Origin of the sequence: Isoptericola sp. NPDC057391 (assembly GCF_042668085.1) — a bacterium.
GTDB lineage: Bacteria > Actinomycetota > Actinomycetes > Actinomycetales > Cellulomonadaceae > Isoptericola.
On sequence record NZ_JBHVBO010000004.1, the window covers coordinates 24,132 to 42,555 of the forward strand.

Below are 18,424 nucleotides of genomic sequence, written 5' to 3' on the forward strand. Positions count from 1 at the left end.
CCGTACGCGCGCCGCGCGGAGGGCGCCCGTGGACGGCGGTCCGGCGGGGCGAGGAGGAACGCGGGCGCGCGAGGCCGGCGTCGACGACGTCCGGTGCCCCCGAGCCGACCTCAGGCCTCCGTCGGGCCGAGGTCGGGCGCGGCGACGAACCGCGCGCGGGGCGCGGCGGCGCCGTGCAGCTCGAGCAGCACCAGCTCGTTGCCCTCCGCGCGGACCAGCGGGCCCGGCACGTAGTACGTGCCGGTGGGGCCCTGGCTCGAGTACCGCCCGAGCAGCTCGCCGTTGACCCAGGCGAGGCCGCGGGTCCAGCCGTCCAGGCGCAGGAAGTGGTCGGCGCCTCCGACGGAGCCGAACGTGCCGCGATGGAACGACGGCCCGGCGACCGGGGCGACCGGGGCGGTGTCGGCGTCGGCCGCGGCCGGCTGCCAGACGCCGGCGCCCGCCAGGAGCGCCGGGGCGTCCTCGAGCCGCAGGGGCACGGCCTGCCAGTCGGTGAGCGCTCGGGTGGCGGTGCGCACCGTGCCGACGAGGCCCTTGGGCTCGCCGATCCGGGGGCCGTAGTTGACGCGGCCGCGGTCCTCGACGAGCAGCGTCAGGGTGCCGGCCCGCCGCGGCAGGGGCAGCGACCAGGCGTGGGTGGTGCGGTCGAGCACGCCCACCGGGTCGCCGTCGAGCGCGACGACGGCCCGGTCGCGCACCTCCTCGACCACGAGGACCGCGTCGTCGGCGGTGACCCGCGTGCCGTACAGCACGAAGCCGGACCACTGGCGCAGGTCGTCCGCGGTCGGGGGCTGCGGGGCCGACGTCCGCGTCCTGCGCCCGGACAGCTCGTCCAGGACGGCGTCCAGCGGCACCCGACGGTCGAGGACGACGTCGAGCTCCGGCGCCGGGGCCGGCTCGAGCGGCACCTCGTCGGGCACCGGGGCGTGCTTGGCGATCACCGCGCGCAGGGCGTGGAACTTCGCGGTGGGCGCGCCGTGCTCGGACAGCGGCGCGTCGTAGTCGTACGAGGTGGTGATGGGCAGGTACGTGCCCTTGTCGTTGGCCCCGCTGGTCAGCCCGAGGTTGGTGCCGCCGTGGAACATGTAGAGGTTGACCGACGCGCCCGCGCCGAGCAGGTCGTCGAGGTCGGCCGCGGTGGTCTCCGGGGCGGTGACGTGGTGCTCCAGGCCCCACGAGTCGAACCACCCGTCCCAGAACTCCATGCACATCAGCGGCCCCGTGGGCTGGTGGCGGCGCAGCACGGCGAGGCGCTCCAGGGAGCGGGAGCCGAAGTTCGCCGTCTTGTGCAGCTCGGGCAGGCCGCCGAGGGACAGGTGCTCGTCGTCGGCCTGGTCGCAGGTGAACAGCGGCACGTCGATCCCCTGGGCCCGCGTGAGGTCGACGAGCGCGCGCAGGTAGCGCGTGCGCTCGTCGGCCGGCACGCCCGGGTAGGCGCCGTACTCGTTCTCCACCTGCACCATGAGTACGGGACCGCCGCGCGTCACCTGCCGCTCGGCGACCACGGGCAGCAGGTGCGCGTAGTAGGTGCCGATCGCGGCAAGGAACGCCGGGTCGTGCCGCCGCACGCCGGTGCCCCGCCCGCCGGGACCGTCCGCGAACAGCCAGGCGGGCAGGCCGCCGCCGTCCCACTCCGCGCAGATGTACGGGCCGGGGCGCACGATCGCGTGCAGGCCCTCCGCCGCGACCAGGTCGAGGAAGCGGCCCAGGTCGCGGCGGCCGGTGAGGTCGAACTCGCCGGGCTGCGGGGCGTGGAAGTTCCACGGCACGTACGTCTCGATCGTGTTCAGCCCCATCAGCCGCGCCTTGCGGATCCGGTCGGCCCACTGGTCGGGGTGCACGCGGAAGTAGTGCAGCGCCCCGCTGATCACCTGGACGGGGCGGCCGTCGAGCAGGAAGTCCCGCTCGCCGATCTCGAACGTGGGCATGGCGCTGGGGGCCTTTCGACGAGGTGCGGTGCGGCGGCGGGGCGGCGGGGCGCCCCGCCGCCGGGGTCATGCGGACGGGCTCACTTGTTGACGGTGAAGCCCTGGCCGTTGCCGTACGTGGCGGACTGCTCCTGCCACGCGGCGAGGCCGTCGGTCAGCGTGGTGCCGGAGACGTACGCCTGGCCCACCGTGTCGTTGAAGACGGAGTTCGCGTAGACCTGGAAGGGCAGGTACTGCCAGCCCTCGACGACGTTCGCGGCGGAGTCGGCGAGCACCTCGTTGATCTTCTGGCCGCCGAAGTACTCGGACTCGGCGCCGCGGAACTCCTCCGACTCGAGGTCGGCGGTGGTGGCGGGGAACGCGCCGCCGTCGAGGCGGGTCTGCACGCCGTCCCCGTTCGTGGCGTAGTCCACGAAGGCGTAGGCGAGCTCGGCGTTCTCGCTGGCGGCGGGCACGGTCAGCGACGAGCCGCCGTTCTCCGACGTGGCGTGCTGCCCGGCCTCCCACTGCGGCATCTCGGCCACGCGCCACTTGCCCTTGCCCTGCGGGACGCCGGACTCCAGGTTGGCGGGCATCCACGCGCCGATCGTCAGCGTGGCGATCGTGCCGTTCCCGAGGCCCTGGTACCACTCGTCGCTCCACGAGCCGACGGGGGCGAGCAACTCCTCGTCGATCAGCTGCTGCCACACCTCGGTGAACTTCTGGGTGCCCTCGTCGCCGGCGAGGTCGATCGTCACGTCCGTGCCGTCCACCTGGAACGGCTGGCCGCCGGCCTGCCAGATCATGCTGGTGGTGAAGCCGGCGTCGCCGATGTCGTTGGCGATGTACGCCTTCGGGTCCTTCTCGTGGATGGTCCGCGCGGCCTCGAGGTACTCGTCCCACGTGGTCGGCACGTCCACGCCGTACTTGTCGAAGACCTCCTCGTTGTAGAAGAGGGCCATCGGGCCGGAGTCCATGGGCAGGCCGTAGACGCCGTCGCCGCTGTGCACGGAGTTCCACGGGCCGGTGCTGAACGTCCCGTCCAGCTCGTCCGCACCGAGCGGGCCGAGGTTGGTCAGCGCCTCCGAGATGGCGAACTGCGGCACCGCGAAGTACTCGATCTGCGCGACGTCGGGCACGCCGTCGCCGGCCGCGATCGCGTTCTGCAGCGCCGTGTACTGGTCGTTGGACGTGCCGACGTTCTCCAGGTTCACCGTGACGTTCGGGTACTTCTCCTCGAACTCGGTGACGACGTCCTCGAGGGTGGGCTCCCATGCCCAGACGGTGATCTCACCGCCCTCCTCGAGGGCGGCGGCGGTGTCGACGGGCGTGGCGTCGCCGCCCGTCCCTGCGTCCTCGCCCGAGGCGCAGGCGGCCAGGCCGAGGGCCAGCACGCCGGCAAGGGCGGTACCGCGTGCCAGGTGGCGGGATCGTGCGTTCATGGGGTCCTCACTTCATCGTCAGACGGGGATACGCGGGGAGATTCGGGGTTCATTCCTTGACGGACCCGGCGGCCAGGCCGGACTGCCAGTAGCGCTGCAGCAGCAGGAAGGCGGCGACGAGCGGCAGGATCGTGAGCAGCGCGCCGGTGATGACGAGGTTGAAGATCGCCTCGCCGCCGGCGGTGGCGGCCTGCGCGTTCCAGGCGTTGAGGCCCAGCGTCAGGGGGTACCAGGACGAGTCACGCAGCATGATCAGCGGCAGGAAGTAGTTGTTCCAGGTCGCGACCATCGTGAACAGCAGCACGGTGACGATCCCGGGCGCGAGCAGCGGCAGACTCACGCGGAAGAAGGTGCGGAACTCCCCCGCCCCGTCGATCCGGGCGGCCTCGAGCAGCTCGCCGGGAATGGCCTCGGCGGCGAAGGTCCACATGAGGTACAGCCCGAACGGCGAGATCAGCGACGGGATGATCACGGCCCACGGCGTGTTCGTCAGGCCGAGCTGGCTGAACATGAGGAAGGTCGGGACGGCGAGCGCGGTGCCCGGCACCGCGACGGCGCCGATGACGAGGGCGAACACCCCGCGCTTGCCGGGGAAGTCCAACTTCGCGAGGGCGTAGCCGCCCAGGATGGCGAGGAACGTCGCTCCCCCGGCGCCCACCACGACGTACAGCACGGTGTTGCCGAACCACCGCACGAAGACGCCGTCGTCGTAGGTCAGCGTGGTGACGATGTTGTCCCACAGGGAGAACGAGTCGCCGAACCACAGGCCGAACGAGGAGAACAGGTCCTCCTGCGTCTTGGTGGCGTTGATCAGCAGCCAGGCCAGCGGCACCAAGGAGTACACCAGCACGACGGCGGTGAGCACCGTGAGCAGCGGGCTGCGGCGGGGCCGGGCCACCGAGGGGCGGCGCGGGGCGCGTAGCCGTACGGCGGGGCGGGCGGGGGTGGCGGTCAGCGTCGACACGGGGTCACGGCTCCTTGCGCATGCCGCGCAGCTGCACCACGTAGGCGATCACCATGGTGATCAGGCCCATGATGATGGCCACGGTCGCGGAGTAGTTGTACTGCTGGCCGGAGAACGACAGCGAGTAGGCGTACAGGTTGGGCGTGTACGACGTCGTGATGGCGTTCGGGGCGAGCGACTGCAGGATGCTGGGCTCGTTGAACAGCTGGAAGCTGCCGATGATCGAGAAGATCGTGGCGATGACGAGCGCTCCGCGGATGGCGGGCAGCTTGATGGAGCCGATGACGCGCCACTGGCCGGCGCCGTCGATCTCCGCCGCCTCGTACAGCGAGTGCGGCACCACCCGCAGCGCGGAGTAGAAGATCAGCATGTTGTAGCCGACGAACTCCCAGGTGACGATGTTGCCGATCGACGCCAGGACGAGGTCCGGCGACAGGGGGTTCGGCAGGCTGACGCCGAGGGCGTCGTTGATGTTGCCGACCAGGCCGAAGCGCGTGCCGTACATGAAGCCCCACATGAGGGCGGCCACGACGGCGGGCACCGCATAGGGCATGAAGATCGAGATCCGGAAGAAGTTCTTGCCGTACAGCCGCCCGCTGTCGATCGCGAGGGCGACCAGCAGCGCGAGGCCGAGCATGATCGGCACCTGCACCAGCAGGAACAGGCTGACGCGGCCGAGGCCCTCCCAGAACTGCGGGTCCTCCAGCGCCTGCGCGTAGTTCTCGAGCCCGACGAACGTGGTGCCGCCGACCATCTGCGTGCGGAACACGGACAGGTACAGCGAGTAGGCGATCGGTGCCAGGAACACAAGCGCGAACACCAGCATGAAGGGGCCCACGAACATCCATCCCGTCCAGCGCCGGCGGCTGCGGCGCGCGACGGGAACGGCGGACTCGGTGGGCGGCACGGTGGGTGGCAAGGCTGCCGGAGCGTCAGCGGTCACGAAGCAACTCCCAGGGGGGACGGGCTGGATGTTTACGTAAACATCCAGCGGCCATTAGAGTGTCGCGAGGTGACGGGGATGTCAAGCCCTCGATGCCGGCAGAGCAACCCGGGGACCACAGGAGAGGCGGGGACGGTGGGGACGAACGGCGCACCCGGCGCGCAGGCCCGAGGGCGGGGGCGCCCTCGTTCGGCGCCCTCGATGGCCGAGGTCGCGGCGCTCGCGGGCGTGTCCTCGCAGACCGTCTCCCGCGTCTCGATGGGCCTCGACAACGTCAGGCCCGCGACCCGCGACCGCGTGCTCGCCGCCATGGCCGAGCTGGGCTACGCCCCCAACACCGCGGCCCGGGCGCTGCGGTACGGCAGCTTCCGCACCCTCGGTGTCATCGCCCACCAGCTGGCCCGCACGGGCGAGTCGCGCACCGTCGAGGCCGTCGTCGAGGCCGCCCGGGCGGAGGGCTACACCGTCACCATCGTCGACGTCGAGAGCCCCTCGCCGGACGACGTCTCCGCGGCGGTCACACGTCTCTCCCACCAGGCGATCGACGGGCTCGTCATCGTGCGCGCCGAGTCCGCGACCCCCGACACGCTGGCCCTGCCGGCGCAGCTGCCCGTCGTCGTCTCCGACTCGCGCTTCGTCGGCACGCACCCCGCCGTGCGCGCCGACCAGGCCGAGGGCTCGCGCCTCGCCGTGCAGCACCTGCTGGACCTCGGCCACCGCACCGTCCACCATGTGGCCGGCCCGGACGACTCCCTGCCCGCGCGCAGCCGCATCGACGCCTGGCGCGCCACGCTCGAGGCGGCAGGCCGGCCCGTGCCCGAGCCGCTGCACGGCGACTGGACCGCTCGGACCGGCTACGCCGTCGGCCGCGAGCTCGCCGCCGACCCCGACGTCACCGCCGTGTTCTGCGCCAACGACGAGACCGCGGCCGGCGTGCTGCACGCCCTGCACGAGGCCGGGCGCCGCGTGCCCGACGACGTGTCCGTCGTCGGCTTCGACGGGATCACCCTCGCCGAGCACCTGTGGCCGCCGCTGACCACCGTGGAGCAGGACTTCGCGCGCATCGGCAGCAGCCTCGTCGACCTGCTGCTGCGCCAGGTGCGCGACGACGTCGACCTGAGCGGCACGCACGAGACCGTGCCCGTGCGGCTCGTCGTGCGCGAGAGCACCGGCACGGCCCCGAGCCAGGGGTGACCCGGCCCGCGCCCCGCCGCCGGCCACCGGTGCGGGCGGCGTGCGCGACGGCGATCGCCGCCCTGTCGCCGAAAGCCGAACGCGCTCCACATCCCGGGGAGTAGGGTGCGGCCGGACGCCCGCCCCGCTCGCCGGGCCGCGCAGCCCGAACGACGTGATCCTGGACCCGGAGGTGACCGCGGATGACAGCACACCGGGCGGCCGGCGAGGAGGCCGGCACGCCGCCGTCGGGCGAGCGCGCGGTGTACTTCGTCTCCGACGGCACGGGCATCACGGCGGAGACGCTCGGTGGCGCGCTCCTCGTGAACTTCCCGGCGGTCGCGTTCCGCCGCCACACCGTCCCGTTCGTCGACAGCGACCGCGCCGCACGCGCCCTGGTCGCCGAGATCGACCGGTCCGCGGAGGACGGGCTGGGGCCGATCGTGTTCACCACGGTGCGGGCGCCGGCGGTCCGCGAGGAGCTCGACCGGTCGCGCGGCGTCCTCATCGACCTGCTCGGCGGACACCTCGTCGAGCTCGAGCAGGCCCTGGGCACGACGTCCAGCGAGCAGCTCGTGCCGTCCCACGGCGTCGGCGACCTGGAACGGTACTTCGCCCGCATGCGCGCGGTCGAGTACGCCATCGAGCACGACGACGGGCAGAGCCGGCGCGCGCTCGACCTCGCCGACGTCGTGATCATTGCGCCGTCGCGCTGCGGCAAGACCCCCACCACGATGTACCTCGCGCTGCAGCACGGCCTCCTCGTCGCGAACTACCCGCTGACCGAGGACGACTTCCCGACGGACGGCCTGCCGCCCGTCGTCGCCCCGTACGCCGAGCGGTGCTTCGGCCTCACCACGACGCCGCTGCGCCTGAGCCAGGTGCGGCACGAGCGGCGCCCGAACTCGCAGTACGCCAGCCTCGCCCAGTGCCGGCTCGAGCTGCGCCAGGCCGAGGACCTCTACCGGCGCACGCGCGTGCCGTTCCTCAACTCCTCCACCAAGAGCGTCGAGGAGATGGCCGCCGTCATCCTGCAGACCATGAAGCTGCGCGGCTGACGACGACTGCGATCCGTACCCACGATCCGCACCACGAAGGGACCGACGATGGCCCACATTCTCTGGTTCGACGAGATCGGCATGGACGACCTGCCCCGGGTCGGCGGCAAGAACGCCTCCCTGGGCGAGATGGTGTCCCGGCTCGCCGGCGCCGGCGTCCGCGTGCCGCCCGGGTTCGCCACGACGGCCGAGGCCTACCGCCGGTTCCTCGAGCACGACGACCTCGCCGGGCGCATCCGCGCCGCCGTGGAGGGCCTGGACACGGACGACGTCGCCGAGCTCGCGCGGGTGGGGTCCGCGGTGCGCGGCTGGGTCGAGCACCAGCCGTTCCCGGCCGACGTCGAGGCGGACGTGCGCGCGGCGTTCGCGAAGCTGATGACCGAGGACGCCGACCCGGAGCGGGTGACGTGGGCGGTGCGCTCGAGCGCCACGGCCGAGGACCTGCCCGACGCGTCGTTCGCCGGGCAGCAGGAGACGTTCCTCAACATCGGCGGCATCGACAACGTGCTGCACGCCGTGCGGTCCGTCTTCGCCTCCCTGTACAACGACCGGGCGATCGCCTACCGGGCGCACCACGGGTTCGACCAGCACGACGTCGCCCTGTCGGCCGGGGTGCAGCGGATGGTGCGCTCCGACGTCGGCGCCTCCGGCGTCATGTTCACCGTCGACACCGAGTCCGGCTTCGACCAGGCGGTCTTCGTCACCAGCTCCTACGGGCTCGGGGAGGCCGTGGTGCAGGGCGCGGTCAACCCGGACGAGTTCTACGTCTACAAGCCCGCGCTGCGCGCCGGACGACCCGCCGTCCTCAAGCGGTCCCTCGGCGAGAAGGCCGTCGCCATGCGCTACGCCGCCGGACGGCACGTCGGCGGCAGCACGGTCTTCGCCGACGTCGACCCCGGCGAGCGCGCCCGCTTCTCGCTCACCGACGCCGAGGTCACCGAGCTCGGACGGGTCGCCCTCGTGATCGAGGACCACTACGGCCGCCCCATGGACATCGAGTGGGGCAAGGACGGCGTCGACGGGAGGCTCTACGTCCTGCAGGCACGCCCCGAGACGGTCGTGTCCCGCGACTCGGGGAACGTCGTGCGCCGCTTCGCCCTCCGCGAGCGCGGCACCGTGCTGCTCGAGGGGCGCGCCATCGGGCAGAAGATCGGCGCCGGCCGCGTGCGGGTGCTGACCTCGGTCGACCAGATGCACGACTTCGCCCCCGGCGACGTCCTCGTCGCGGACATGACGGACCCCGACTGGGAGCCCATCATGAAGCGCGCCGCCGCGATCGTGACGAACCGCGGCGGGCGCACCTGCCACGCCGCGATCATCGCCCGCGAGCTCGGCATCCCCGCCGTCGTGGGCACCGGCTCCGCCACGCGCGACCTGCCGGACGGGCGCGAGGTGACCGTCTCCTGCGCCGAGGGCGACGAGGGGCGCGTGTACGAGGGGACGCTGGCGTTCGACGACGAGGCGACCGAGCTCGACCGGATGCCCGAGCCGCCCGTGAAGATCATGATGAACGTCGGCACCCCCGACCAGGCGTTCTCCTTCGCCCGGCTGCCGAACCACGGCGTCGGGCTGGCCCGCCTCGAGTTCATCATCAACCGGCAGATCGGCATCCACCCCCGCGCCCTCCTCGACGCCGGCGACCCGGCGGCCGACCTGCCCGACGAGCTGCGCGACGAGGTCGCGACCCGCGTCGCCGCGTACCCGTCGCCGCGCGAGTACTTCGTGCAGCGCGTGGCCGAGGGGGTGTCGACGATCGCCGCCGCCTTCGCGCCCGAGCCCGTCATCGTGCGCCTCAGCGACTTCAAGTCGAACGAGTACGCCAACCTCCTCGGCGGCACGCTCTACGAGCCCGACGAGGAGAACCCGATGATCGGCTACCGGGGCGCGTCCCGGTACCTCTCCCCCGACTTCCGCGCGTGCTTCGACATGGAGTGCGAAGCGCTGCGCCGCGTGCGCGACGACACCGGCCTCACCAACGTGCGGGTCATGATCCCGTTCGTGCGCACCGTCGCCGAGGCCGAGGGGGTCGTCGAGCTCCTCGCCGAGAACGGGCTGCGGCGCGGCGAGAACGGCCTGCAGGTCGTCATGATGTGCGAGGTGCCGTCCAACGCCCTGCTGGCCGACGAGTTCCTCGAGCACGTCGACGGCTTCTCCATCGGGTCCAACGACCTCACCCAGCTCACGCTCGGCCTCGACCGCGACTCCGCGCTCGTCGCGGGCACGTTCGACGAGCGCGATCCCGCGGTCCGCGAGCTCCTCGGGCTCGCCATCGACGCCTGTCGCCGCCACGGCAAGTACATCGGCATCTGCGGGCAGGGGCCCTCCGACCACGCCGACCTCGCCCGCTGGCTCGTCGAGCGCGGCATCGAGTCCGTGTCCCTCAACCCCGACACCGTCGTCGACACCTGGCTCGACCTCGCGGCCACCACCCAGGAAGGAAGCACGCGTGCCTGACGTCCCCGCCCCCGACGAGCTCACGCCCTCGACCCGGCCCGAGCTGACCAACGTCCGGTTCCTCGGCAACGAGGTCACCTCCCCGTACCTCTCGGTCGGCGACTACACGTACTACGACACCGAGGGGAACGAGGCCCCGTTCGAGCAGGCGAACGTCAAGTACCTCTACGGGCCGCAGCGGCTTCTCATCGGCCGGTTCACCACGATCGGCCCGGGGGCGACGTTCCTCATGCCGGGCGGGAACCACCCCATGGCCGGCCCCTCCACCTACCCGTTCACGATGTTCGGCGGCGCGTGGACGGAGCAGACCCTCGAGACCTTCCTGTCGCTCGAGCAGCCCGGCGACACCGTGATCGGCAACGACGTGTGGATCGGCCGCGAGGCGACGATCATGCCCGGCGTCACCATCGGCGACGGAGCCGTCGTCGGCGCGCACAGCGTGGTGACGAAGGACGTCGAGCCCTACGCCGTCGTCGCCGGCAACCCCGCGCGGCACATCCGCGTGCGGTTCGACCCCGACGACGTCGAACGGCTGCTCGCCGTCCGGTGGTGGGACTGGCCCGTCGAGACCATCACCGAGCACGCGGCGACCATCATGGCGGGCACGCCCGCGCAGCTCGAGGCCATCCACCGCGGACTGCCCCCGACCTGACCACGCACCGCGAGACCGGCCCGCTACAGGTAGAGGAGCCGGCACCCCGACGGCGTCCGCGGATACGACGAAGGTCTCGACCTCAGATGGGTCGAGACCGTCGTCAACTCGAGGTACCGGAGCCGTCGGTCAGACGTTGAACCCCAGCATCCGAAGCTGCTCGCGGCCATCGTCGGTGATCTTCTCCGGGCCCCACGGCGGCATCCAGACCCAGTTGATGCGGAAGCCGTCGACGAGGCCCTCGAGCGCGGTGCCCGCCTGGTCCTCGATGACGTCGGTGAGCGGGCAGGCCGCCGACGTGAGCGTCATGTCGATGGTGGACATGTTGTTCTGGTCCACCTGGATGCCGTAGACGAGGCCCAGGTCGACGACGTTGATGCCCAGCTCGGGGTCGATGACGTCGCGCAGCGCCTCCTCGACGTCGGCGGCCGTCGTGGGCGTGGGGGCCGCGGCCGGCTCGGCGACGGGCGGGGCGGCCGCGTCAGTCGTGTTCTCGGTCATCGTGTCCTCTCAGGTTCAAGCTCAGGTTCGGGTCGGCTTCAGCTCAGCGCGCCGCTGCGCGCCAGCGAGTCCTTGAGCGCCGCCCAGCCGAGCAGCGCGCACTTGATGCGGGCGGGGTACTGCGAGACGCCGGTGAACGCGCTCGCGTCGCCGAGGGCGTCCAGCGCGTCCTCGTCGTCCAGGCCCTTGCCCCGCGAGGCCATGAGGTCGTGGAAGACGGCGTCCAGGCGGGCGACGTCGGCCAGGTCGTGCCCGGTGACGAGCTCCGTCATCACGGAGGCGGACGCCTGCGAGATGGAGCAGCCCTGGCCCTCCCAGGACACCCCGGCGACGGTGGCTCCTGCTCCGTCACCCTGGATGTCCACGCGCAGCGTGATCTCGTCGCCGCAGGTCGGGTTGACCTGGTGCGACTCCCCGGTCCGGTGGTCGCCGGGCGCGTCCACGAGGCCCCGCCCGTGCGGGCGCTTCGCGTGGTCCAGGATCACCTGCTGGTACATCTGCTCGAGCGAGCTCACTGCCGTCCTTCCCGCCTGCCGTCAGTCCACACCGAAGAACGCTCGCACGCCCGCCAATGCTTCCCGGAACGCCGCGATCTCCTCGGCCGTGGTGTACACGGAGGCCGACGCGCGCGCCGTCGCCGCCACCCCGAACCGGCGGTGCAACGGCTGCGCGCAGTGGTGCCCCACGCGGACGGCGATGCCCTTGTCGTCGAGCACCTGCCCGACGTCGTGCGCGTGCACGCCGTCGACCGCGAACGACACGACGGCGAGCCGGTCGCGCGCGTCCGCCGGGCCGACGATCCGCACGCCGGGGATCTCGCCGATGCGCACCAGCTCGACCGCGAGCTCGCGCTCGTGCTCGGCCACGCGGTCCATGCCCAGCTCGTCGAGCCACTGGGCGGCGCAGCCCATGCCCACGGCCTGGGCGACCATCTGCGTGCCCGCCTCGAACCGCTGCGGCGGCGGGGCGTACGTGGTCCCGTCCATGGTCACGACCTCGACCATCGACCCGCCCGTGGTGACCGGAGGCATGGCCTCGAGCAGCTCGCGCCGCCCGTAGAGGGCCCCGACCCCCGTGGGGCCGAGCATCTTGTGCGCGCTGAAGGCGGCGAAGTCGACGTCCAGGGCATGCAGGTCGACGGGCAGGTGCGGCACGGACTGGCAGGCGTCGAGCACCGTGAGCGCTCCGACCCGCTTGGCCGCCGCGACCAGCTCGGCCACCGGCGCGATCGCGCCGGTCACGTTCGACACGTGGCCGAACGCCACCACCCGGGTGCGGTCGGTGACCACGCTCGCGACGTCGGACAGGTCGATCCGCCCTTCGTCGTCGACCCCGAACCAGCGCAGGACGGCGCCCGTGCGGGCGCACAGCTCCTGCCACGGCACGAGGTTGGCGTGGTGCTCCGCCTCGGTGACGACGATCTCGTCGCCCGGCGCCAGGCGGAACCGCTCGGCCGCCGCTCCCCCGCGGCCTGCCGTCGCGTTGGAGAGCGCGTAGGCCACGAGGTTGAGGGCGGCCGTCGCGCCCGGCGTCCAGACGATCTCGTCGGTGCCCGCCCCGACGAAGGAGGCCACGGCAGACCGGGCGTCCTCGAACGCCTCGGTCGCCTCCTCCGCGAGCTGGTGCGCGCCGCGGTGCACGGCGGCGTTGCGCTGCTCGTAGAAGTCGACCTCGGCCTCGAGCACCACGTTCGGCTTCTGCGAGGTGGCGGCCGAGTCCAGGTACACCAGGGGCCGACCACCCCGCACCGTGCGCCCGAGCAGCGGGAAGTCCGCCCGCACGGCCGCGAGCTCCGCCGCGGTGAGCGACGGGCGCACGGTGTCGGTGGTGGTCATGCTGTCCTCCTGGTGACTGCTCCTCGAGGAGAGGAGGTCAGGCCATCGTGGCGCCGGTGCCGACGTACTTGTCGTAGCCGTTCTCCTCGAGCTGCTCCGCGAGCTCGGGGCCACCCTCCTCGGCGATCTTGCCGTCGACGAAGACGTGCACGAAGTCCGGCTTGATGTAGCGCAGGATGCGCGTGTAGTGCGTGATGAGCAGCACGCCGACGTCGGTGTTCGCCTTGGCGCGGTTCACGCCTTCCGACACGACGCGCAGCGCGTCGACGTCGAGACCGGAGTCGGTCTCGTCGAGGATCGCGAAGTGCGGCTTGAAGAGCTCCATCTGGAGGATCTCGTGGCGCTTCTTCTCACCGCCGGAGAAGCCCTCGTTGACCGAGCGCTCGGCGAAGGTCGAGTCGATGCGGAGGTTCTCCATGGCGGACTTGACCTCCTTGCCCCACGTGCGCAGGGCGGGCGCCTCGCCGGCGATGGCGGTCTTGGCGGTGCGCAGGAAGTTCGCCACGGACACGCCGGGCACCTCGACCGGGTACTGCATGGCGAGGAAGAGTCCGGCACGGGCGCGCTCGTCGACGGTCATCGCGAGGACGTCCTCGCCGTCGAGCGTGACGGTGCCCGAGGTCACCGTGTACTTCGGGTGGCCGGCGAGGGCCGAGGCGAGGGTCGACTTGCCCGAGCCGTTCGGCCCCATGATGGCGTGCGTCTCGCCCGAGTTGATGGTCAGGTCGACGCCGCGCAGGATCGGCTTGGCGCCTTCCTTGGTCTCGACGCTGACGTGCAGGTCGCGGATCTCCAGGGTGGGCATGCTTCGTGTCTCCAGGTCTGTGTTGCGAAAGTCTGAGGCAGGTCAGGACGCGACGGCGAGCCGCTCGTCGACGTCCACGAGGATGCGGTCGCCGTCCACGGTCACCGGGTACACCGGCACGGGCTGCGTCGCGGGGAGCTGGACCGGCTTGCCGGTGCGCAGGTCGAACTGCGAGCCGTGCAGCCAGCACTCGACCAGGCAGCCCTCGACCTCCCCGTCGGACAGGGAGACCTGTCCGTGCGAGCAGATGTCCGAGAGGGCGTGCCAGCCGCCGTCGGCGTCGCGCACGACGGCGACCGGGACCGGGGCCCCGTCCGCGCCGTCGAGCTCCACGAGCATGGCTTCCTCGGGGGCGAGGTCGTCGGCCATGCAGGCCAGCTGAGAGGTCATCGGAGGCTCACTCCGCGACCGGCGCGACGCCGGTGATGACGCTCATCGACTTCTCCAGCTCGGCCTCGATCGAGGCGAGCAAGCGCTCCTCGACCGACTCCACGCCGATCTCCTCGATCAGCTCGGCGAAGAAGCCGCGCACGACGAGACGGCGCGCGTCCACCTCGGGGATGCCGCGGGCCATGAGGTAGAAGAGCTGCTCGTCGTCGAACCGGCCGGTCGCCGACGCGTGCCCCGCGCCCTCGATCTCGCCCGTCTCGATCTCCAGGTTCGGCACCGAGTCGGCGCGGGCGCCGTCGGTGAGGACCAGGTTGCGGTTGAGCTCGTACGTGTCGGTGCCCTCGGCCTCGGCCTGGATCAGCACGTCGCCGACCCACACCACGTGGGCGCCGGCGCCCTGCAGGGCGCCCTTGTAGGTGACGCGCGACTTGCAGCGCGGCACGGCGTGGTCCACGAACAGGCGGTGCTCCTGGTGCTGGTCCGCGTCCGCGAAGTACAGGCCGACCATCTCGACCTCGCCGCCCTCGCCGGTGAACGTGGCGTCCGGCGTGATGCGCACGACGTCGCCGCCGAAGGTCACGACGACGTGCTTGAGCTTGGCGTCGCGGCCGATGCGGGCACGGTGGCTGGAGGCGTGCACGGCGCCGTCCGCCCAGTCCTGGACGGTGACGACGGTGAGGTGCGCGCCCTCGTCGACGACGATCTCGACCGTCTGGTTGAGGGTCGCGTCGCCGCGGTGGTCGATGACGACGACGCCCTCGGCGTGGTGCTCGGCGTGCACCAGCAGGTGCTGCGCCGTGAGGTCCTTGGTCGCGCCCTCGACGCGCACGGAGGTGACGTCGCTGGCGACGGCCTCGGCCGGGAGCGTGACGACGGTCGCCTCGGCGGCCGCGTTCCACGCGGTGACGGCGGTGCGGTCGCCCGGCTTGCCCGTGGTGCCCAGGCGCGGGTCGTCCTTGCCGACGATCTCGACCTTGGCCTCGGGGGCCTCGACGACGGTCGTCAGGACGCCGCCGGCGCCGTGCTCCTCGCCGAACAGCGGCTGGAGCCGTGCGACGGGCGAGAACCGCCACTCCTCCTCGCGCCCGGTGGGCACGGGGATGTCGGCGAGGTCGAACGAGGTCTTGCGCTCCGCGCGCGAGCCCGCCGGGACGACGCCGTGGGAGTGGGCGCCGTCGGCCACGGCGCGGGAGTGATCCGTGGACAGATCAGTGGTAGCAGTCATTTCAGCCGACGGACCCTTCCATCTGCAGCTCGATGAGGCGGTTGAGCTCGAGCGCGTACTCCATGGGCAGCTCGCGCGCGATGGGCTCGACGAACCCGCGCACGATCATGGCCATCGCCTCGGTCTCCTCCATGCCTCGGGACATGAGGTAGAACAGCTGGTCCTCGCTCACCCGCGAGACCGTCGCCTCGTGCCCCATCGACACGTCGTCCTCGCGGACGTCGACGTACGGGTAGGTGTCGGACCGGGAGATCTGGTCGACGAGCAGCGCGTCGCACAGCACGGTCGACGCGGAGTGCTTGGCGCCCTCGAGCACCTGCACCAGGCCGCGGTACGACGTGCGGCCGCCGCCGCGGGCGACGGACTTCGACACGATCGACGACGACGTGCGCGGCGCGGCGTGCACCATCTTGCAGCCGGCATCCTGGTGCTGGCCCTCGCCCGCGAAGGCGATGGACAGCGTCTCGCCGCGGGCGTGCTCGCCCAGCAGGTAGATCGCCGGGTACTTCATCGTCACCTTGGAGCCGATGTTGCCGTCGACCCACTCCATGGTGGCGCCCTCGGCGGCCGTGGCGCGCTTGGTCACCAGGTTGTACACGTTGTTCGACCAGTTCTGGATGGTCGTGTACCGCACGCGGGCGTTCTTCTTCACGACGATCTCGACGACCGCGGAGTGCAGCGAGTCGCTCGAGTAGATCGGCGCGGTGCAGCCCTCGACGTAGTGCACGTAGGAGCCCTCGTCCGCGATGATCAGCGTCCGCTCGAACTGGCCCATGTTCTCCGTGTTGATGCGGAAGTAGGCCTGCAGCGGGATCTCGACGTGCACGCCCGGCGGCACGTAGACGAACGAGCCGCCCGACCACACGGCCGAGTTCAGCGCGGCGAACTTGTTGTCGCCCGCCGGGATGACGGTGCCGAAGTACTCCTGGAACAGCTCCGGGTAGTCGCGCAGGCCCGTGTCCGTGTCCACGAAGATGACGCCCTGGGCCTCGAGGTCCTCGCGGATCTGGTGGTACACGACCTCGGACTCGTACTGCGCGGCGACGCCGGCCACGAGGCGCTGCTTCTCCGCCTCCGGGATGCCGAGCTTGTCGTAGGTGGCGCGGATGTCCTCGGGCAGGTCCTCCCAGCTGGCGGCCTGCTTCTCCGTGGAGCGCACGAAGTACTTGATCCGGTCGAAGTCGATGCCGGTGAGGTCGGCGCCCCAGTTCGGCATGGGCTTCTTGTCGAACAGGCGCAGCGCCTTGAGGCGCGCCTTGCGCATCCACTCGGGCTCGTCCTTCAGCTCCGAGATGTTCTTGACGACGTCCTCGTTGAGGCCGCGCTGCGCAGCCTCGCCCGCGGCGTCGCTGTCGCGCCAGCCGTACTCGTACGCACCGATCGAGGCGATGATCTCGTCATCGGACCGCTTCTCGGTGCTCTCCGCTGCCGCCTGGGCGGCGTCCTGGGTGGGAGCGCTCATCGTGTTCCTTCCTGCGTGCCGCGGGTGCGGTGGGCCGGGGTGGGGAGGTTCTGGGGCGTGACGACCGGGACGTTCGTGACGCAGGCGTGCGCGCCGCCCGCGATCGTCGCCAGGCGTTGGACGTGGGTGCCGAGCAGCTCCGAGAACGCGCGGGCCTCGGCCTCGCACAGCTCGGTGAACTCCTCGGCGACGTGCTGCACCGGGCAGTGGCCCTGGCACAGCTGGACGGTGGGCAGCAGCGGGCCGCTCACCGGGCGGACCGAGGCGGCGTAGCCGTCGGCCGAGAGCAGGTCGGCGAGCTGGGCCGCGCGTTCCTGCGGGTCGGTGGCCGTGAGGCGGGGGGCGTACCGCGCGACGACGGCGTCGTACCGGTCGGCGGCGAACCGCGCGACGGCGTCCGTGCCGCCCGTCTCGCGCAGGTAGCGCATCACCTGCGCCGCGAGCTCGGAGTACCCGCCGGCGAGGTCGGACTGGCCGCGCGCGCTGACGACGTAGCGGCGGGCGGGGCGGCCCCGACGGCCGGACGACGGGCCGGCGTCGTGCACCGCGATCGTGCCGTCCTCCTCGAGGCAGGCGAGGTGCCGGCGCACGGCGGCGGAGGTCAGGCCGAGCCGGTCGGCGAGCTCACCCGCCGTGACGGGGCCCTCGCCGGCGACGAGCTCCAGGACGCGGCGGCGGGTGGTGCCGTCGGCCTCGGGCGCGCCGTCGAGGATCACCGGGGCGCCGACGGGGGCGCGGCGCGCGGGCGTGCGGTCGGTCGTGCTCGTCGGCATGCGCTCATCCCCCCATAAGGCTCGTGGACCACCCCGGAGGGCGGGTCTTGGTGCAGACCTCGACCACCGGCGACGACGTCGATATAGGGAACATCCTTGTTGCGTAATCCAGGATGTCAAGCAAGGCAAGCCTCACCGGAGCCCCTTCCAGGCCCCGGTGTCGCGAACGTCACTCGTCGGTGACGATGCGCCCCTCGATGACCTCGCCCGGACGGCCGCCCTGCCCCCCGCCGGGTCCCTGCTGCCCGAGCTGGCGCAGCTTGACCCCGAGGGCGATCATCACGATCCCGATGACCACCGCGAACACGCCGATCACGATGGACAGGCCGACGATCGCGTCGGACGGGTTGGCGAAGCACACCACCGCGAGCGCGACCAGCAGCAGGCCGGCGAGCAGGTTCCACACCCACGACGCCCCGCCGCGTCGGCGCATGGCCGGCACGACGAACAGCTGCAGGAGGCCGAAGAGCAGCGCCCAGATGGCCACGAGGATGAGGACCACGCCGAGGAACACCTTGGGCAGGAGCAGCAGGAGGGCGCCGAACACGAGCGCCACGATCCCGATGCCCGTGTTCACCGAGCCCGCCGACGTCCCCCGGCGGCGGATCCCGTCGACGACGCTCACGAGCCCGTCCACCAGCACGAAGACCCCGAAGACCTGGACCAGCGCCGTCGGGGTCTTGTCCGGCCAGAAGATCGCCAGCAGACCGAACAGCAGCGCGAGCACGCCCCGCACCACGGGCCAGTACCAGAGCCGCCGCGCCAGCGCGGCGACGTCCTGGGGCGGCGTGAACGCGTAGAAGGTCATGTCCGTCGTGCTCCTCGGGTCGTCGTCCGCAC

Annotated in this window: 17 protein-coding genes; 4 read left to right on the forward strand and 13 right to left on the reverse strand. The window is 72.0% G+C overall.

All coding sequences use genetic code 11. The features are described 5' to 3' along the window. Window positions 1–110 precede the first annotated feature (110 nt). The 4 genes from ACFUVW_RS01120 to ACFUVW_RS01135 all read right to left on the reverse strand — a co-directional run bounded on the left by ACFUVW_RS01120 (window position 111) and on the right by ACFUVW_RS01135 (window position 5,256). A complete protein-coding gene (locus ACFUVW_RS01120; RefSeq protein ID WP_430569502.1) occupies window positions 111–1,928 on the reverse strand; it encodes a beta-galactosidase family protein in 1,818 nt (605 codons plus the stop codon). A gap of 80 nt (window positions 1,929–2,008) precedes the next feature. Then, window positions 2,009–3,349, reverse strand: a complete 1,341-nt coding sequence (locus ACFUVW_RS01125) for an ABC transporter substrate-binding protein (protein WP_430569503.1) — start codon at window positions 3,347–3,349, stop codon at window positions 2,009–2,011. A gap of 49 nt (window positions 3,350–3,398) precedes the next feature. Then, complete coding sequence (locus ACFUVW_RS01130; protein WP_430569504.1) at window positions 3,399–4,313, reverse strand: carbohydrate ABC transporter permease; 915 nt, start codon at window positions 4,311–4,313, stop codon at window positions 3,399–3,401. Window positions 4,314–4,317: 4 nt separating this feature from the next. Next, complete coding sequence (locus ACFUVW_RS01135; protein ID WP_430569505.1) at window positions 4,318–5,256, reverse strand: carbohydrate ABC transporter permease; 939 nt, start codon at window positions 5,254–5,256, stop codon at window positions 4,318–4,320. Window positions 5,257–5,457: 201 nt separating this feature from the next. On the opposite strand from ACFUVW_RS01135, the gene ACFUVW_RS01140 reads away from it, so the two are divergent. The 4 genes from ACFUVW_RS01140 (at window position 5,458) to ACFUVW_RS01155 (ending at window position 10,593) form a co-directional block, all read left to right on the forward strand. Then, window positions 5,458–6,450 (forward strand): LacI family DNA-binding transcriptional regulator, encoded by a 993-nt coding sequence (locus tag ACFUVW_RS01140; RefSeq protein ID WP_430569506.1) that lies wholly within the window; start codon window positions 5,458–5,460, stop codon window positions 6,448–6,450. A gap of 182 nt (window positions 6,451–6,632) precedes the next feature. Beyond that, on the forward strand, window positions 6,633–7,487 hold the full coding sequence (locus ACFUVW_RS01145) for a pyruvate, water dikinase regulatory protein (protein WP_430569507.1): 855 nt from the start codon (window positions 6,633–6,635) through the stop codon (window positions 7,485–7,487). A 48-nt stretch (window positions 7,488–7,535) separates the two neighbouring features. Further along, window positions 7,536–9,941, forward strand: coding sequence for a phosphoenolpyruvate synthase (ppsA, locus tag ACFUVW_RS01150; protein ID WP_430569508.1), 2,406 nt, complete (start codon window positions 7,536–7,538; stop codon window positions 9,939–9,941). Further along, window positions 9,934–10,593, forward strand: coding sequence for a CatB-related O-acetyltransferase (locus ACFUVW_RS01155; RefSeq protein ID WP_430569509.1), 660 nt, complete (start codon window positions 9,934–9,936; stop codon window positions 10,591–10,593). The genes ppsA and ACFUVW_RS01155 overlap by 8 nt, the downstream gene beginning before the upstream one ends. A gap of 129 nt (window positions 10,594–10,722) precedes the next feature. Here the strand turns inward: ACFUVW_RS01155 and ACFUVW_RS01160 are convergent, their stop codons facing one another. The 9 genes from ACFUVW_RS01160 to ACFUVW_RS01200 form a co-directional block, all read right to left on the reverse strand. Further along, the gene (locus ACFUVW_RS01160) at window positions 10,723–11,094 is read right to left on the reverse strand and encodes a metal-sulfur cluster assembly factor (RefSeq protein WP_430569510.1); all 372 of its coding nucleotides are present in this window, start codon (window positions 11,092–11,094) and stop codon (window positions 10,723–10,725) included. 38 nt (window positions 11,095–11,132) lie between these two features. After that, window positions 11,133–11,609 (reverse strand): Fe-S cluster assembly sulfur transfer protein SufU, encoded by a 477-nt coding sequence (gene sufU / locus ACFUVW_RS01165; RefSeq protein ID WP_430569511.1) that lies wholly within the window; start codon window positions 11,607–11,609, stop codon window positions 11,133–11,135. A 21-nt stretch (window positions 11,610–11,630) separates the two neighbouring features. After that, window positions 11,631–12,929: a cysteine desulfurase gene (locus ACFUVW_RS01170; protein WP_430569512.1), complete on the reverse strand. Its 1,299-nt coding sequence runs from the start codon at window positions 12,927–12,929 to the stop codon at window positions 11,631–11,633. A gap of 37 nt (window positions 12,930–12,966) precedes the next feature. Further along, the gene (gene sufC, locus ACFUVW_RS01175; protein ID WP_430569513.1) at window positions 12,967–13,734 is read right to left on the reverse strand and encodes a Fe-S cluster assembly ATPase SufC; all 768 of its coding nucleotides are present in this window, start codon (window positions 13,732–13,734) and stop codon (window positions 12,967–12,969) included. A gap of 42 nt (window positions 13,735–13,776) precedes the next feature. Next, window positions 13,777–14,124: a non-heme iron oxygenase ferredoxin subunit gene (locus ACFUVW_RS01180; protein WP_380316062.1), complete on the reverse strand. Its 348-nt coding sequence runs from the start codon at window positions 14,122–14,124 to the stop codon at window positions 13,777–13,779. A gap of 7 nt (window positions 14,125–14,131) precedes the next feature. Then, window positions 14,132–15,349: a Fe-S cluster assembly protein SufD gene (gene sufD / locus ACFUVW_RS01185; RefSeq protein ID WP_430569514.1), complete on the reverse strand. Its 1,218-nt coding sequence runs from the start codon at window positions 15,347–15,349 to the stop codon at window positions 14,132–14,134. 1 nt (window position 15,350) lies between these two features. Next, window positions 15,351–16,811: a Fe-S cluster assembly protein SufB gene (gene sufB / locus ACFUVW_RS01190; protein ID WP_430569515.1), complete on the reverse strand. Its 1,461-nt coding sequence runs from the start codon at window positions 16,809–16,811 to the stop codon at window positions 15,351–15,353. Beyond that, window positions 16,808–17,584 (reverse strand): helix-turn-helix transcriptional regulator, encoded by a 777-nt coding sequence (locus tag ACFUVW_RS01195; RefSeq protein WP_430569516.1) that lies wholly within the window; start codon window positions 17,582–17,584, stop codon window positions 16,808–16,810. The genes sufB and ACFUVW_RS01195 overlap by 4 nt, the downstream gene beginning before the upstream one ends. A gap of 169 nt (window positions 17,585–17,753) precedes the next feature. Then, on the reverse strand, window positions 17,754–18,392 hold the full coding sequence (locus ACFUVW_RS01200) for an HdeD family acid-resistance protein (RefSeq protein WP_430569517.1): 639 nt from the start codon (window positions 18,390–18,392) through the stop codon (window positions 17,754–17,756). Window positions 18,393–18,424: the final 32 nt, after the last annotated feature.

What these genes read in the sequence shown, in the direction of transcription:
- ACFUVW_RS01120 (WP_430569502.1), bottom strand. Translation starts at nt 1,928, where the DNA reads ATGCCCACGTTCGAGATCGGCGAGCGGGACTTCCTGCTCGACGGCCGC.
- ACFUVW_RS01125 (WP_430569503.1), bottom strand. Translation starts at nt 3,349, where the DNA reads ATGAACGCACGATCCCGCCACCTGGCACGCGGTACCGCCCTTGCCGGC.
- ACFUVW_RS01140 (WP_430569506.1), top strand. Translation starts at nt 5,458, where the DNA reads ATGGCCGAGGTCGCGGCGCTCGCGGGCGTGTCCTCGCAGACCGTCTCC.
- ACFUVW_RS01145 (WP_430569507.1), top strand. Translation starts at nt 6,633, where the DNA reads ATGACAGCACACCGGGCGGCCGGCGAGGAGGCCGGCACGCCGCCGTCG.
- ppsA (WP_430569508.1), top strand. Translation starts at nt 7,536, where the DNA reads ATGGCCCACATTCTCTGGTTCGACGAGATCGGCATGGACGACCTGCCC.
- ACFUVW_RS01160 (WP_430569510.1), bottom strand. Translation starts at nt 11,094, where the DNA reads ATGACCGAGAACACGACTGACGCGGCCGCCCCGCCCGTCGCCGAGCCG.
- ACFUVW_RS01170 (WP_430569512.1), bottom strand. Translation starts at nt 12,929, where the DNA reads ATGACCACCACCGACACCGTGCGCCCGTCGCTCACCGCGGCGGAGCTC.
- sufC (WP_430569513.1), bottom strand. Translation starts at nt 13,734, where the DNA reads ATGCCCACCCTGGAGATCCGCGACCTGCACGTCAGCGTCGAGACCAAG.
- ACFUVW_RS01180 (WP_380316062.1), bottom strand. Translation starts at nt 14,124, where the DNA reads ATGACCTCTCAGCTGGCCTGCATGGCCGACGACCTCGCCCCCGAGGAA.
- sufD (WP_430569514.1), bottom strand. Translation starts at nt 15,349, where the DNA reads ATGACTGCTACCACTGATCTGTCCACGGATCACTCCCGCGCCGTGGCC.
- sufB (WP_430569515.1), bottom strand. Translation starts at nt 16,811, where the DNA reads ATGAGCGCTCCCACCCAGGACGCCGCCCAGGCGGCAGCGGAGAGCACC.
- ACFUVW_RS01195 (WP_430569516.1), bottom strand. Translation starts at nt 17,584, where the DNA reads ATGCCGACGAGCACGACCGACCGCACGCCCGCGCGCCGCGCCCCCGTC.
- ACFUVW_RS01200 (WP_430569517.1), bottom strand. Translation starts at nt 18,392, where the DNA reads ATGACCTTCTACGCGTTCACGCCGCCCCAGGACGTCGCCGCGCTGGCG.